The sequence below is a fragment of the Paenibacillus sp. J22R160 genome (assembly GCF_059692135.1).
Genome location: NZ_JCAUAU010000007.1, coordinates 18,121 through 34,011, shown reverse-complemented (window position 1 = coordinate 34,011; position 15,891 = coordinate 18,121). Strand labels below are relative to the sequence as shown.

14 protein-coding genes and 1 tRNA gene are annotated in these 15,891 nt (G+C 46.8%); 2 read left to right on the top strand and 13 right to left on the bottom strand.

The window, feature by feature from the left end:
• Position 1 precedes the first annotated feature (1 nt).
• The 4 genes from tpiA to AC58UW_RS16955 form a co-directional block, all read right to left on the bottom strand.
• Entirely contained in the window at positions 2 to 754 is a 753-nt protein-coding gene (gene tpiA, locus AC58UW_RS16970) for a triose-phosphate isomerase (RefSeq protein ID WP_497421810.1), read from the bottom strand.
• Between the two features lie 27 nt (positions 755 to 781).
• Entirely contained in the window at positions 782 to 1,963 is a 1,182-nt protein-coding gene (locus AC58UW_RS16965) for a phosphoglycerate kinase (protein WP_497374270.1), read from the bottom strand.
• 137 nt (positions 1,964 to 2,100) lie between these two features.
• The gene (gene gap, locus AC58UW_RS16960) at positions 2,101 to 3,105 is read right to left on the bottom strand and encodes a type I glyceraldehyde-3-phosphate dehydrogenase (RefSeq protein WP_145668129.1); all 1,005 of its coding nucleotides are present in this window, start codon (positions 3,103 to 3,105) and stop codon (positions 2,101 to 2,103) included.
• A gap of 80 nt (positions 3,106 to 3,185) precedes the next feature.
• On the bottom strand, positions 3,186 to 4,208 hold the full coding sequence (locus tag AC58UW_RS16955) for a sugar-binding transcriptional regulator (protein WP_497421809.1): 1,023 nt from the start codon (positions 4,206 to 4,208) through the stop codon (positions 3,186 to 3,188).
• Positions 4,209 to 4,441: 233 nt separating this feature from the next.
• Between AC58UW_RS16955 and AC58UW_RS16950 the strand changes: the two genes are divergently transcribed.
• Both AC58UW_RS16950 and clpP read left to right on the top strand, forming a co-directional pair.
• Positions 4,442 to 4,513, top strand: a tRNA-Arg gene (locus AC58UW_RS16950).
• Between the two features lie 227 nt (positions 4,514 to 4,740).
• On the top strand, positions 4,741 to 5,322 hold the full coding sequence (clpP, locus tag AC58UW_RS16945) for an ATP-dependent Clp endopeptidase proteolytic subunit ClpP (protein WP_029195996.1): 582 nt from the start codon (positions 4,741 to 4,743) through the stop codon (positions 5,320 to 5,322).
• A 267-nt stretch (positions 5,323 to 5,589) separates the two neighbouring features.
• Here clpP and AC58UW_RS16940 read toward each other — a convergent pair whose 3' ends face one another.
• The 9 genes from AC58UW_RS16940 to AC58UW_RS16900 form a co-directional block, all read right to left on the bottom strand.
• A complete protein-coding gene (locus AC58UW_RS16940; protein WP_497421808.1) occupies positions 5,590 to 7,359 on the bottom strand; it encodes a stalk domain-containing protein in 1,770 nt (589 codons plus the stop codon).
• 217 nt (positions 7,360 to 7,576) lie between these two features.
• Positions 7,577 to 7,846, bottom strand: coding sequence for an HPr family phosphocarrier protein (locus AC58UW_RS16935; RefSeq protein WP_028555561.1), 270 nt, complete (start codon positions 7,844 to 7,846; stop codon positions 7,577 to 7,579).
• Between the two features lie 148 nt (positions 7,847 to 7,994).
• Positions 7,995 to 8,927 carry a DNA-binding protein WhiA gene (whiA, locus tag AC58UW_RS16930; RefSeq protein ID WP_497374280.1) on the bottom strand — a complete coding sequence of 311 codons (933 nt, stop codon included), beginning with the start codon at positions 8,925 to 8,927 and terminating at the stop codon, positions 7,995 to 7,997.
• Between the two features lie 5 nt (positions 8,928 to 8,932).
• Positions 8,933 to 9,916: a gluconeogenesis factor YvcK family protein gene (locus AC58UW_RS16925; protein ID WP_497421807.1), complete on the bottom strand. Its 984-nt coding sequence runs from the start codon at positions 9,914 to 9,916 to the stop codon at positions 8,933 to 8,935.
• A gap of 31 nt (positions 9,917 to 9,947) precedes the next feature.
• Entirely contained in the window at positions 9,948 to 10,835 is an 888-nt protein-coding gene (gene rapZ / locus AC58UW_RS16920) for an RNase adapter RapZ (RefSeq protein ID WP_127458363.1), read from the bottom strand.
• 84 nt (positions 10,836 to 10,919) lie between these two features.
• Positions 10,920 to 11,867, bottom strand: a complete 948-nt coding sequence (locus AC58UW_RS16915) for an ROK family glucokinase (protein ID WP_497421806.1) — start codon at positions 11,865 to 11,867, stop codon at positions 10,920 to 10,922.
• 154 nt (positions 11,868 to 12,021) lie between these two features.
• Complete coding sequence (trxB, locus tag AC58UW_RS16910) at positions 12,022 to 12,969, bottom strand: thioredoxin-disulfide reductase (protein WP_497421805.1); 948 nt, start codon at positions 12,967 to 12,969, stop codon at positions 12,022 to 12,024.
• Positions 12,970 to 13,070: 101 nt separating this feature from the next.
• Positions 13,071 to 14,807, bottom strand: coding sequence for a tetratricopeptide repeat protein (locus AC58UW_RS16905; RefSeq protein ID WP_497421804.1), 1,737 nt, complete (start codon positions 14,805 to 14,807; stop codon positions 13,071 to 13,073).
• Between the two features lie 103 nt (positions 14,808 to 14,910).
• The gene (locus AC58UW_RS16900; RefSeq protein ID WP_497421803.1) at positions 14,911 to 15,861 is read right to left on the bottom strand and encodes a ribose-phosphate diphosphokinase; all 951 of its coding nucleotides are present in this window, start codon (positions 15,859 to 15,861) and stop codon (positions 14,911 to 14,913) included.
• Positions 15,862 to 15,891: the final 30 nt, after the last annotated feature.

The window sequence follows — 15,891 nt, the reverse complement described above, 5'->3', positions numbered from 1 at the left end:
ATTACTTCGCCCCCTGGACGAGTTGGATGTAGGAAGCAGACTCTAAGCTTGCTCCACCAACAAGTGCACCATCGATATCAGGTTGTGCCATGTATTCAGCAATGTTGTTAGGCTTCACGCTGCCGCCGTATTGGATACGAACTGCATCTGCTACGGAAGCGCCGTATAGACCGCTCACAAGCTCACGGATGTAGCCGATAACGTCTTGTGCATCAGCTGCTGTGGAGGACTTGCCAGTACCGATAGCCCAGATTGGCTCGTATGCGATAACCACTTGTGCCGCTTGCTCTGCGCTAAGACCAGCGAAAGCTGCTTCTGTTTGCACTTTGCAAACATCTTTCGTTTGACCCGCTTCGCGCTCTTCCAACTTCTCGCCTACGCATAGGATCGGTTTCAAACCGTGTTTGAAAGCCGCAACGACTTTCTTATTCACGATTTCATCTGTTTCTGCGAAGTAAGCTCTACGCTCGGAGTGACCGATAATGACATACTCCACGCCAAGATCTTTCAGCATTACGCCGGAGATTTCGCCTGTGAACGCGCCATTGTCTTCGAAATGCAGGTTTTGTGCGCCTACATGCACGTCTGTGCCTTTTACAGCTTCAACTAGTGCAGGCAGGTTTGTGAAAGGAGAACAAATTACGCTTTCTACGCCTTGGGTCGTGCTACCTTTTACTTCGTTTACAAAGCTAACCGCTTCGGAAACAGTTTTGAACATTTTCCAGTTACCCGCGATAATCGGTTTTCTGCTCATTCGGATATGCTCTCCTTTGAAAATAAATTATTTATCGTTCAAGGCTACAACGCCTGGCAATGCTTTACCTTCCATGAACTCCAAGGAAGCTCCGCCGCCTGTGGACATGTGGTTCATTTGCTCAGCCAAGTGGAATTTCTCCGTTGCTGCTGCAGAATCTCCACCGCCGATTACCGTGTACCCTTCTGTTGTTGCACAAGCTTGTGCTACAGCACGTGTACCATGGGAGAAAGGCTCAATTTCAAATACGCCCATCGGTCCGTTCCAAACAACCAGTTTGGATTTCGCGATAACATCTGCATAAAGTTCACGTGTTTTAGGTCCGATGTCAATGCCTTCCCAATCTGCAGGAATGCTGTCAATATCAACGATACGCGTGTTAGCGTCAGCGCTGAATTTATCCGTAACAACGATATCTACTGGAAGCAGGAAGTTAACACCTTTTTCTTTTGCTTTCGCAATAAAGCTAAGCGCCAAATCAAGCTTCGAATTGTCTAGAAGCGATTTACCGATTTCATAGCCTTGTGCTTTCAAGAATGTATAGGATAGACCGCCGCCAATCAAGACGTTGTCTGCAATGTTCAGGAGGTTTTCAATGACAGCGATTTTGTCTTTCACTTTGGATCCGCCGACGATCGCTGTGAAAGGACGCTCAGGGTTGTTCAGCGCTTTGCCTAGAACATCAAGCTCTTTCTCCATCAAAAGACCGGAAACAGCCGGGATGTAAGCTGCAATGCCGGAAGTCGAAGCATGTGCACGGTGAGCAGCACCGAATGCATCATTCACGAACAGATCTGCCAGATCAGCGAAAGCTTTTGCCAATTCAGGATCATTCTTCTCTTCGCCTTCGTTGAAACGAACGTTTTCAAGCAAGAGAACGTCGCCATTTTCAAGCGCATCCACTTGTGCTTTCACGATTTCACCAACGGATTGATCCGCTTTGATTACGTTTTGACCAAGAAGCTCAGCCAATTTCGCAGCAACGGGTGTTAAACGAAGCTCTTCAACCACTTGTCCGTTTGGACGACCAAAGTGGGCAGCAAGGATGACTTTAGCGCCTTGCTCTACCAAGAATTTAATTGTAGGGAGCGTTTCTCTGATTCGTGTATCGTCAGTGATTTGACCATTCTCTACAGGTACGTTGAAATCAACGCGGACGAATACTCTTTTACCAGCTACTTCAACATCGCGAACACTTTTCTTACTCATAAGTTAAAGCCTCCTGAACGTGTATGGTTTACTTCCGTACTTCCTGCTTCCGAGCAACCTTATATAGGCAACAATCGCACATAAAGAGGAGAATCGCTTCTCCTCTTCATGTGATTGTTAGTGTGTGTATTATGAAATTACAGACCTTTTTTCGCGATGAAAGCAGCCAAGTCAACTACACGGTTGGAGTAGCCCCACTCGTTGTCATACCAGGAAACCACTTTCAGCATGTTGTCGCCAACTACCATTGTGGACAAAGCATCAACTGTGGAAGACGCTGGGTCGCCATTGAAGTCGCTGGATACAAGCGGCTCTTCTGTGTAGTTCAGAATGCCTTTAAGAGGGCCTTCGGAAGCTTGTTTCAGAGCTGCGTTAACTTCGTCAACAGTTACGTTAACTTTAAGTTCAACAACCAAGTCAGTTACGGATACGTTAGGTGTAGGAACACGCATAGCCATACCGTTCAATTTACCTTTAAGTTCTGGAAGAACCAGACCGATTGCTTTTGCTGCGCCAGTGCTGGAAGGAATGATGTTCTCAGCTGCTGCACGAGCACGACGAAGATCTTTATGAGGAACGTCAAGCACGGATTGGTCATTCGTGTAAGAGTGAACAGTCGTCATCATACCTTTTACGATTCCGAAGCTATCGTTGATAACTTTCGCGAAAGGAGCCAAGCAGTTTGTTGTACAAGATGCGTTGGAGATGATTGTGTGAGCTGCTGGATCGTATTTGTCTTCGTTAACACCAAGTACGATTGTGATATCTTCGTCGGATGCAGGAGCGGAAATGATAACTTTCTTAGCTCCGCCTTTCAAGTGAAGGGATGCTTTTTCTTTCGCTGTGAAGATACCAGTGGATTCAACAACGATTTCAGCGCCAACGGATGCCCATGGCAGGTTCCCAGGGTCACGCTCAGCAAAAACTTTGATGGAACGACCGTTAACGATCAATTCACCTTCGCCAGCTTCTACTGTTGCGTCTAGTTTACCGTGAGTTGTGTCATATTTAAGCAAGTGTGCCAGTGTTTTAACGTCAGTCAAATCATTTACTGCAACGATTTGTACTTCTGTGCTGTTCAAAGCTGCGCGAAACACGTTACGACCAATACGTCCGAAACCGTTAATACCTACTTTTACCATAGCGAATTCCTCCTAAGATTAAAAAAAATTTTATTTATTTCAAAACGCAGCTAGTACAAGCCCACGTTATGATGTCTCATTTATACATGTTTCATAATTTCAATTGCCGCCGCTTCATCCGTTACCAGCACATCTTCTTGCCCATGCCTTAGAACGGAAGCGATCGCTTCACCCTTGCTTTTACCGCCTGCTACGCCAATCACAACTTCTGCCCGCTGCAGATCCTCGAGACGAAGCCCGACTGTAGGCATCTTGTGCACAACATTACCTTGGCGGTCAAAATAGTACCCGAATGCTTCTGCCAGAGCGCCATCGCCCTGCAAGCTGCGAGTCGTTTCGGCATCCACCTTACGCCTTCGAGCCATGACCATAGCATCTCCGATACCGTGAACAACGATGCGACAACTGCGTACAGCGTCAACAACTTCCTGAATCTGCGGATCTTGGATAAGGGTCTGGTACGCTTCCTCGCCCAAATGATCCGGTACATGAAGCAGTCTGTATTTCCCGCCTGTCTTCTTGGCCATAATAGATGCGATGGTATTTGCCTGCATATCCACGCTTTCGCCAAGTCCACCGCGAGCCGGTACGAACCAATTGCCTTTCATGGAAGAGGAAATCGTCAGGTTATTCGCAATCTGCGCCATCGTTGAGCCGCCGGTTACCGCAATAATGTCGCCTTTGGCTACATATTTGCGCAATGCCGCTGCTCCAGCGCGTCCGAGCTCCTTCTTCGTAAAAACCGAAGTGTCCGTGTCGCCAGGAACCACAATGACTTGCAAGAGACCGTACGCTTTCGCGATGCTTTCTTCCAAATCTGTCAATCCAAAAGCGATCTTGATGATCGGCAGCATATCTTCGAGCAGTTGACGGCCGGACTCACTGATCTTCATCCCCGAGGCATCCGATTCCAGAAGCCCTTGCTCCTTAAGGAAGTCAACTTCTCCGCGAAGCACCCGCTCCGTCATATCGAGCGAAGAAGCAAGCGTTCTGCGTCCGACAACACCAGAGATTAAGATATGATGCAGAATCGAGTACCGCTTTTTCATGATGTCCATGAGATCCGGCAAGAGCTTTTTCTGAATGTCTAGAATTTCTCTCATATAACGACGTTCGACGCTCCTGATCCAGTGATGGACGTTTTATGTCCCGGGTCTGCATTTTGTGTCCCACCCGGGTGAAAAAAAATTGCCTTACACGCTTATTATAACCAATAACCCTCTAACATTCAACAATTGTTCAAACAATTTCAACAAAATGTACTGTAAGGGCTTACGGTATTGCTTTTTGTGAAGAGGTGGCATATAATAACCCTTGCTTCGCTTTTTTGAAACATGCGCCCGTGGTCCAATGGATATGACGTAGGCCTCCGAAGCCTGAGATAAAGGTTCGATTCCTTTCGGGCGCGTAAACAACGTGGATAATGAGAAATATCAGAGAAATCAGTCATTCGACTGATTTTTTTTGCTGTTAGTTTGACCTTCCTTGACCTTCGGAGGTTTTTTCGTTATCATACTTGTAGATACTGTAAATAGTATGTACACGGGAGATCAATTTCATAACTCATAGGATGACATTGGCCCCAGGCAGCAACCATCTTTTAAACCATCTACCCACCCCAAGGAGGTCATTCTCATGAGTTTTATCCCTATGGTCGTCGAACAGGACGCACGCGGTGAAAGAGGATATGACATCTACTCTCGCTTGCTGAAAGACCGCATTATTTTCTTAGGCACGGGTGTCAACGATGTTGTGGCAAACTCCATCATTGCTCAGTTACTTTTCTTGGCCGCACAAGATCCTGATAAAGATATCTCGCTATACATTAACAGCCCAGGCGGTTCCATCACAGCCGGTATGGCGATCTTCGACACGATGCAGTTCATCAAGCCAGATGTCTCCACGATCTGTGTAGGTATGGCTGCTTCGATGGGTGCCTTCCTGCTAACGGCTGGCGCCAAAGGCAAGCGTTACGCGCTTCCGAACAGCGAAGTTATGATTCACCAACCGCTTGGTGGCGCTGAAGGTCAAGCCTCCGACATCGAAATTCGCGCAAAGCGTATTTTGAAAATGAGAGACAACCTGAACAAAATCCTTGCAGAGCGCACAGGACAAACGTTCGAACGCATCGAAAAAGATACAGACCGCGACAATTTCATGAGTGCTGCTGAAGCAGCCGAATACGGACTCATTGATAAAGTGATCGAGCGCGTCTAACAACAATAAACCAGCTAGCATGACTGCTCTTCTGAGCGGGCTTGCGGCTGGTTTTTTTATTGTTGGGTTGGTTTCCTCTTCTGCAACGATGAGAAACATCGTTACGGCGTGCAGCTAGCTCTGCCCTCCAGCTGCAGCGATGCAAAACATCGTTGCAAACCAAGCTGCACAGAAAAACTCAAGCAAAAAAAAGCCCCAGAGGCTCCTATCCACCCGAAAATCATCCGATTTTCAAGCGATAAGGTCTCCAAGGCTCTTAACAATCACTTACTTTTTATCATCCAATGGATAGAAGATTAGATCAATCGGGAACGCTGAGCCAGCCGGAGGCGTGAACTCAATGTCCAGCGCGTCTTCCGTACCTGTCGTACGGGCCAGCACTTCCATGCCGTCAAACGCCGTAATTACACCGGAATACGGAACTGGAATGATCTCACCGTTAATTTTGAACGGCCCTTTGAACACGCCGCCTCTAGCCATAATCATAACGGCCATTTTGCGCGGCTTATCCGAATGGATTTTATAAACCACACCATAGTTTCCGCCGTTCTCTACGTTCTGCTTGCGCATCACGTCATAACCTTTGACGAATGGGTCGGTCTTATTATCGCCTATCGTCAGCACGGACGTTTTGGCAAAGCTCGCCGCATCAATATCCCACTTAATCTCCGACACCGGGAAGGTCCCCCTCACATGACCATTAAAAGCCAACATAGGAAGCTCTTTCACTGTATTCGACGTTAACCTTTGATCCGTAACCGCGAAAGACATTTGCAGCTCGCCATCTGTTTCTACATCATAGAACAAATTCACGCCTTGCCCTGGATAAAAGTCTGGAAGTTTCGCATACACGTATGTCTCGTGCGGAGCAACCGTCATTTGATCTGTGTATACATTGTTCAACAGGAAGTCTACGGAAGCCTCGCTGCCGATCAAATTAGCGTAAACGGAAGGGTAGACCTCGCCTTTATTCGTCGTCTTGATCGTCACCGCTTTATCTGTATTATTCGTGGCAAAGATCGCCATCGTCATATTTTGCTTCGTCCCGTTGATATGGTCAGCGTACAATCGCGCTTTCCCATTGATTTTGTCTTGATACAGAATGCCTTTCTCTGTAAACTCTTCAGGACTATCGCTCACAAGCAGTGTACGGCCAGTAACCTCGGTTACTTTCCTTGGAAGCAGCGGCAACTCGTTGAAATGGGACCAAATTGTTCCCCAGTCGGATTTGATGAAACTGCCCACTGGCGCCGTATAAATCGGGTACTCCACTTGACTCAAATAAGTTTCATCCACAACCGTTACATAGCTTTTGAACAATTTACTTTCGTGCCCATGGCGATCCTTCACGGTCAAAGTGACCGGATATTTGCCTGGTTTAAAAAATGCTTCTTGTTTGCCAACCCAATCATAGGACGCAATACCTTCCGCATCCGGATCGTAGCTCAAGTCCAGATACTTCACAGGCTCTCCAAGACGGTATGTAGGCTTTGCTGTTGCAAACTTGGCTACTGGTCTGGAATTGCTGTCTTGATCGATGTAGATGCCCTCAGGCGTCTTAAAGTGGACGATCTCTACACGACGCAGTTCATTGTTGTACGTGTACTTCGCACCCATGTAATCCGCAAGCCATGTCAGCTTAACCAGAAGCTTCCCGTTCACAATCGCAGCAACCGAATTAAATGGCGTATCCTGCCCATTGGTTGTAACTGTCTTATGGTCAGCATCCAGCACGATATTGTAGCCCGGAGGTGTCATTTGAATCGTTCGTGAATCATTATTCCACTCTACTTTGAAGCCCATGGTATCGCCCAGGAATTTAGCAGGAACGTACGTACTGCCGTTAATAATCGTAGATGGCGACTCCAAATGAATCTGATCCTCATTAACGAAAGCTTCTGCCTTATCGATATAAAGTAAAATAAAGGACGAACTCGCCGATACGGCATGCGCTGCTGGTGCAGATATCGCACTAGCCAGAAACACTAGTAAAGCGAGCATGACAGTAATCTCTTTCCTTAAAGCATTCCATTTCATTCTCTCTATAACTCCTTTTGCCTTAGTATGCGAGGTATGCGGGATAGAGGGCAAAGCAAATAGCCCTTTCCTTCAATGACCACGTTCATTAGACGCCGCCAAGAGAAAAAGGTTGCTAATCCCTCTAAATGTTAACAAGATTGACACTTATTAACCAGTACTGCCGAAGCAGCGGTCAATTGCAAAAAAGCCTCCTCGAAAGGAAGCTTTTGAAGGATTATTGGTTTTCCAATTCTTCCTTGCTAACTAACGTGACTAAAGCGTTTACAGCCTGCTCTGCATCCGAACCTTCTGCACTTATGAAGACTTCGGTCCCTGTGCTGATCGCGAGACTCATAATTCCCATGATGCTCTTGGCATTCACTTTCTTCTCATCTTTCTCAACAAAGATCTCAGATGAAAACTTATTCGCCTCTTGAACAAACAATGCCGCAGGTCTGGCATGAAGTCCTGTTCTCAACTTCACAACGACTGGACGTCTGGACATGGAACTAATTCCCCCTAGTGTGGCGCTTATATGAATTACTACTGATAACAGTGCTATTCCTTATGTTATAACATTATACCATTTTTCCCCGAAGTACACTAGAAAAAATGAGAAAAACTTATTTACATCGTGTTCAATCCCTTAAAATCTAGGAATTTCGCTGTTTTTCAGCCAATTCGTCTATTTTTCGCAGACGATGATTGACTCCGGATTTACTGACATTGCCCTTGAGCATATCGCCAACTTCCTTGAGATTCAGATCGGGATGCTGAAGTCTGATTTCGGCAACCTCTCTCAGCTTCTCAGGCAAACTGTCGAGTCCAACCTCTCTTTGTAGAAGACGAATGTTCTCGATCTGCCTCACCGCAGCTCCGATCGTCTTGTTCAGATTCGCTGTTTCACAATTGACAATCCGATTCACTGAATTTCGCATATCCTTCATAATCCGGACATCCTCAAAGCGTAGTAACGCTTGATGAGCCCCAATGATGCTGAGAAACTCAATGATCTTCTCACCTTCTTTGATGTACAGGACGAACCCTTTCTTACGCTCGATAAAGCGGGCATTCAAGTCAAATTTGTTGGCGAGATTCGCCAATGCCTTACAATGCTCTTCATAAATCGAGGCAATTTCAAGATGATAAGAAGATCCCTCGGGATTATTGACCGAGCCGCCAGCCATGAAAGCTCCGCGCAGATACGCGCGTTTGCAGCAGTTGCCCTTAATAATCTCTTTGTTGATTCCTGTCGTAAAGATAAACCCTTCAGAAACGATTTTCAGATCACTGAGCAGCTCTTGCACTTGACCAGGTACTCTAACAATATATACATTATTCTTCTTCAAACGCATTTTCTTGCGCACGAGCAGCTCTGTGTGCAGTTTGTACGTCTTTTTGATGAGCGAGTATATACGTCTGGCGATAGCAGCGTTTTCGGTGGAAATATCGAGAACAACGCGTTGGTTCGTTAACTGAACCGATCCATTCATGCGAATTAGAGCAGACAACTCTGCTTTTTCACAACACGCTTCCGCTTCGGTTATTAAGGTCAATTCTTTTTTGGTTGTTGCCGCAAAGGACATGAGACTCACTTCTTCCTTGACATCCAGCTTTCGACAAGCTGATAAATATGGTCACTCAATTTCTCAGCGTCATGACGAAGGTACGTGCGGAACAGCACAAGTCGGTCAGCAATGACCTGATACCCTCTTTTCGTGACTTCATCTAAATCCAAGTGAACCGCTTTCGAACCTTTTTCGGCATATCTCGCCTGAACTTGCGGTGGAATTTCGCCATTGTTTACGATCACATAATCAAACAGGTGCTGCTTGAGATGATCATACACCGCATCTAGGTGATCACTGACCGAGTAGTCGTCGGTTTCCCCAGGCTGCGTCATGACATTGCAAATGAACATTTTAACTGCTTTCGATTTGGCAATCTCTTCAGCAATACCAGGAACAAGCAGATTCGGCAGCAGGCTGGTGTATAGACTACCTGGACCGCAAAGAATCGCATCCGCATCGCGTATAGCAAGAACAGCGTCCGCAAGCGGCGTCACGTTAGCGGGTTCTATGAACACGCGCTTAATGCGCCCTTCCGCTTTTGGAATCTTGGATTCTCCTATGACTAAAGTACCATCTTCCATTATCGCTTTCAACACGATTGCTTGGTTAGAAGCTGGAATAACCCGACCACGGACAGCGAATACCCTGTTCATCTCTTGCACGGCCGTTACGAAATCACCGGTAATGTCAGTGAGAGCCGCTAATATTAGATTTCCCAGACTGTGTCCAGCTAAACCTGTCCCTACCTGAAATCGATATTGCAGCATTAAAGACAGCAGCGGCTCGACATCCGCTAGTGAGGTCAGTACGTTTCGAATATCCCCCGGAGGGGGCATCTGCATCTCATTGCGGAGAATGCCAGAGCTTCCTCCGTCGTCTGCTACCGTTACGATAGCTGTAATATCAACTGGCTTTTCCTTCAAACCTCTAAGCATGACAGATAGACCTGTGCCGCCGCCGATTACGACTATTCTAGGAGTGCGCTGTGATTTTTCATGTTTCATCCTTCATTCACCCTCTTAATCGTTAGGACGCTTATACCCGGTCCCGCTCGGCATCTCGATGACTCAAACGCACAGCTTCTGTTTCACTATTCCCCAGTACTTTCCCCAGGTATTCAGTAATTGCTACGGAACGATGCTTTCCTCCTGTACAGCCTATCCCAACTACGACCTGACTTTTACCTTCCTTCTTGTATTGAGGCATTAAGAAGTTCAGCATATCAAGTAATTTCGTTAGGAACTCTTGCGTCTCGGTCCATTTCATCACGTAGTCATACACATCGGGGTCTTGACCTGTCTGCGGGCGAAGCTGTTCCACATAGTGGGGATTCGGCAAGAAGCGAACATCGAAGATTAAATCAGCATCAATGGGTACACCATATTTAAATCCGAAAGAGATTACATTTATAGATATGCGGTTGGTTTCCAAATTGGTAAACCGGGAAATAATTCTTTCTTTGAGCTGCACTGGTTTTAAGGTACTGGTGTCAATAACCTGTGTAGCAAGACCTTTTAGTTCCTCAAGCAGCTTGCGCTCAAGACCTATGCCTTCAAGTGGAGCACCTTCAGGAGCAAGCGGGTGACGGCGTCGGCTTTCTTTATAACGCTGAACAAGTGTCGCATCGGTTGCATCTAAGAAAAGAATTTCATAACTTAGCGTGTAATTCTCGTGGATATATCGAAGCGACTCCTGAAGTGCAGTGAAAAATTCACGCCCCCGCAAATCAATCACCAGTGCGACTTTGCCGATTTTCCCCATCGACTGTACGATCAACTCAGCGAATTTAGGAATAAGGACAGGCGGCAAATTATCGACGCAGAAAAATCCGAGATCCTCAAGGCTCTGCACCGCAATTGTCTTTCCAGCACCCGACATTCCAGTAATAATGACCAGTTTCGCTAAAGGGTGGTTCTCTTCCATGAATGACACCTTCCTTTGGAGTGCTTTCGCAAGCCGAAGCCCCTGCCATCAGCCATACGAACCTGTACTTGTCAATTTAGCGTTCTAACGTAAGTTCAAACCGGCAGCGCCTACGACACCAGCGTCATTACCAAGCGTAGCAGCAACAATCTCCACGCCTTCAGCCGCTGCTTCTGGTGTGTATTTCTTGAACGTATCACGGATCGGTTGGAACAAAATTTCTCCTGCCTTGGATACGCCGCCACCGAGGATGAAACGTTTCGGGTTAACAACGACAGCCAATGCTGCCATAGAGCGTCCAAGATAGTAGGCAGCACGGTTCACGATGCGAAGAGAAACTTCATCTCCACTTTTTGCAGCGTCGAATACATGCTTTGCTTCAATTTTCTCATGAAGTGCAAGAGAAGTACGCTCACCACGTTCTACGGCTTCTTTGGCCATACGAACGATGCCTGTTGCAGAAGATACTGTCTCTAGACAACCCATTTGTCCGCATCCACATTGAATGGCTTCGATATCAGGCACAACCGACATATGACCAAGCTCGCCAGCCATACCCGCAGAACCTTGATAAATTTTACCATTAATAATAATACCGCCGCCAACACCCGTACCCAGCGTGTAGCAAACTACGTTCGGGATCCCTGCGCCTGCTCCAGCCCATGCTTCGCCTAACGCAGCAACATTGGCATCATTGTCGATTTTCACTGTTTTGCCTAGAAGCGTTTCCAACATTTTCTTGGCAGGGACATTATGCCAATTCAAATTTGGAGAGAATTTGATGAATCCTTCCGGAATATCCATGAATCCCGCTAACCCTGCGCCGATACCCGCAACTTGCTCCCACTCGTACGGGGATTCTTCGACAATTTGTCGCACTTGCTGCGCAATTCGTCCAATTACTGACTCAGCGCCATTCTCAGCGCCTGTAGGTCCTTCTAACGTTTGCAGCAAATTCCCCTGCTCGTCGCAGATACCAACTTTGATATTGGTACCGCCTAAATCTACACCGATATAAATCTGGTTTGACATTGCAAGGTCACCTCATGAATAATCATTAAAATTTTCGGGCATATGCTCCTGTTTAAACTATAAGACAACCCTGTATACAGGTCAAGATTCAACTATTCATCAGAAGAAATGAGAAAACGTGGAAAGCATAGCCTTCCACGTTTTCTGTCCCCTCTTACAGCGATTGACTCCAATCGTGTACGATATGGCCTTCAAGGAATTTCTCAGCTTCCAGTGCTGCTGCACATCCGCTTCCAGCCGCTGTAATCGCTTGGCGATACTTCGTATCTTGAACGTCACCGCAAGCGAAAACGCCAGGAATATTCGTTTCCGTTGTGCCTGGCTTCACAATAATGTAGCCATGCTCATCGGTATCAATTTGTCCGCCTAGGAACTTCGTATTCGGTGTATGACCGATCGCTACGAAAATACCATCTGTTTCGATGATTTCTTCTTCACCAGTGGTATTATTTTTCACTTTCAGGCCTGTTACACCTTTCTCACCTGCAACAACCTCAAGTGGTGTATTGTTCAATGCCCATTTCACTTTTTCGTTGCCGCGTGCGCGGTCTTGCATGATTTTGGAAGCGCGAAGCTCATCGCGACGATGAACCAAACGAACCTCGGAAGCAAAGCGAGTCAAGAAGTTCGCCTCTTCCATAGCAGAGTCTCCGCCGCCAACGACGATAATCTTTTTGCCACGGAAAAAGAAGCCGTCACACGTTGCGCAAGTACTTACGCCGCGTCCGATATTTTCTTTCTCATTGCCGATACCGAGCAATCTTGCGGAAGCGCCAGTAGAGATAATCAGTGTTTCCGTTTCAATCTCGCCCACACCTTCAACTTGCAGCTTGAAAGGACGATTGGTCAGTTCAACCGAATTGACCCAGCCCGTTTTGAATTCAGCGCCAAAGCGTTCTGCTTGCTTGCGCATGTTTTCCATCAACTCAGGACCCATGATGCCCTCAGGGAAACCCGGGAAGTTCTCTACCTCGGTGGTAGTGGTCAATTGCCCGCCCGGCTCCGGTCCCTCGATGACGAGTGGGCTCAGGTTAGCGCGAGCTAAGTAAATGGCTGCTGTTAGACCGGATGGTCCTGTTCCTACGACGACTGATTTGTACAATTGGTTTCCCTCCTATGTGCTTTCCTAATGGAAAGCTATCTTTAGTATGCATACATCTATGTATGAAAGCCGGGTCTCGCGACACGGCAAAACCCCAGCTATCAAATGCTTGTAAACTTGTCAAAAATGGCTTCCATCTTCTCGCGCAAGCCGCAAGTATCATCAATCAGCTTCACGTTGCGGCTGACCGTAGAGACCGTTACGCCATAGCGCGTAGAAACCTCTTGATACGAAATTGCGCGGCGATGCATCTTGGCAATCAAATATTCTAACGCCGCTGCCCAGCCTTCCGACTTCTGAATTTTGGGCACGGACGGATACATCTTCGTCAAAAATTCAACCCACAGTATCTCCAAATCATACTGTTGCACCATATCGTAGCGCTTATGCATATGGGAAAGCGCTGTTTCCATCACGCTCTGCCATTTGACATCCCAAATAGGCAAGTGCGGCGAGTATGGTGAAGCTTCGACCATAATCTCTTCATTTTCGAGAAAAGCAGGAATGGACTCTCGAATCCCCATGCTGCGAAGCACAAAAATGGCTACTTTCTTCAAATAGTCATCTTCGTGACGATCCAGAATGAAGTCCTGCAGCGCATCTCTCACTTCACCATCGGCAATCAGACCAAAGGCCTGAATAACCTGCAGCTTCGTTTCGATATCTCCATGACGCAATGCCCAGAAGAAGGAGGAACGCACGAGCGGATCTTTCTTCAATTGATCAGGTATGCCCTGCGTGGATTTCTCCAGCACACGGAACTGCTCTTCAAAGGGCAAGTGGTAATGGTAGCTCCAAGTTAATGGACCTTCCGCCTTCTCCCTCGTACGCAGTTGATCCAAATAAAACTTGGAGATTTCCGCGCCAGGATCCAGCTTCTGTGTTTGCTTCCAATACCGGTAGGCTTCATCGAACCGACCTAGATGAGAAGCAGCAACAGCTGTATAGTGATACAGACACGGGTCTGCTGCACCATCGCCTGCTTTAAGCAAACGCTTGAACAGATGGTACGCCTTCTCGTGTTGAGAAAGAATCCCCATCGTCGTAGCAAGCTTGAATACGTGATCCTGCTGAAAAGGAAACGTTTTGCACAGGAGATCCGTTAATTCAGCTAACTCTTTCTTATTACCGAAATGCTGATGGAAAATGGCCATATTACACAGCGCATGCAAATTCCCAGCATCAATTTCGAGTACCCCTTGAATGGTTTCCATCGCCTTTTCAAATTGACCCATATAATAATAAGCGAGGGCCAAGTTGTTCCGTGCTGCAGTGAATTCAGGCTGATTCTTCACCAGCTTCTCCAGCTGCCTCACAGCCTCAGCGAACTTCCCTTCTTCCAGAAGGGCGCGGGCTTTATCATGCTCGAAGAGCCCTTCTCTGCTCTTGATGCTAGTGAGAGGGGCGGGCCGTTCAAGCTCATAGCTCAGCATTTCCATCATTTCTTCGGATTCATCCATGAATTGACCTGTAGGGTCAGTTTCCAAATACCGAACTAATGCTTGTTCTGCCTGCTCGAAATTTTCCATATTGGCATAGTTGTTTGCCATATAAAAGTGACATTCCGTCATCTCGGGATCGATCGTTTCAAGGATATGCTGCAAAATTTGGTTCGACTCGTCGTAATTGCCCATTTCGGAGAGAACTCCCGCAAGGTTGCAGTGATTCACAGGGTTATCCTGCTCATACTCCGCAGCCCGCCGGAAATATTTCAATGCCTTATCATAATGAAACCGATCCAAAGATTGAACCGCTCTCTCGAAAAAGAATGCGGCATCCATATTTATTGAGATTACTTTAGGTTTTGGCGCTTCGGACACACGCTTAATCTTTTCCATAGCAAGACACCTCCGGCAATTTGATTACAACTCAAATTATACCATAGATCGCTTGGAAGCCAAAAACATTATCCGAAGGTAAGATCTGGTCTATACAATTGGCTTAAACGCCGCCGTATTTAAACAAGGAGGATAAGGAGCCGCCATCATTAATAATGCGAATCGCATCGGATAGCAACGGAGCTACGGAAAGCACATTAAATTTATCGGAATGCCCTTCCGGAATCGCGATGGAATCCGTAATGATAACTTCCTTGATGTTCGGGTGATCCAAGCGCTGCAGAGCTGGCCCTGAGAAGACAGGATGCGTTGCACAAATGTAAACGTCGTGCGCGCCTCTTTCCTTCAAGCTCTCCACAACGTTAACGATCGTCGTTCCTGTGTCAATTAGATCCTCGATAATAATCGGGGTACGGCCTACAACGTCACCAATGACGTGAGTGATCACAGACTCATTGTGCTCCGGACGCTTCTTGATCATCATCGCGAAAGGCGCATCCAGGATATTCGCCATTTTCTCAGCCGTCGTTGCACGGCCTGCATCTGGAGATACGATGATTGGGTTATGCAGATTTTTCTTTTTGATGCAATCACTGATGACGTCAAGAGCCGTCAGATGATCCACCGGAATATTGAAGAAGCCTTGAATAGCCGGTGCATGCAGGTCAATTGTAACAACACGGTTTGCCCCTGCCGCACTGAACAAGTCAGCGACTAATTTAGCAGAAATCGGCTCACGCGGAGCAGCTTTGCGTTCTTGACGAGAGTAACCATAATATGGGATGACAAGGTTGATCGTTTTTGCAGAAGCTCTTTTTGCCGCATCCATCATGACCAAGAGTTCCATCATATGTTCATTAATCGGATGGGAGAAGGTTTGTACCAGGAATACGTCACAGTTACGAATAGTTTCTTCGTAGAGACAGTAGATTTCTCCGCTTTTAAAACGGGATAATTTGATTTGTCCAAGCGGCTGGCCGAGCTCTTTACAAATACGTTCCGCAAGCTTCGGATTCGAAGATCCGGAAAAAATTTTAACATTGTCGCTATGCATGGTTAATGGTTACCTCCGAAGGTTCATTAA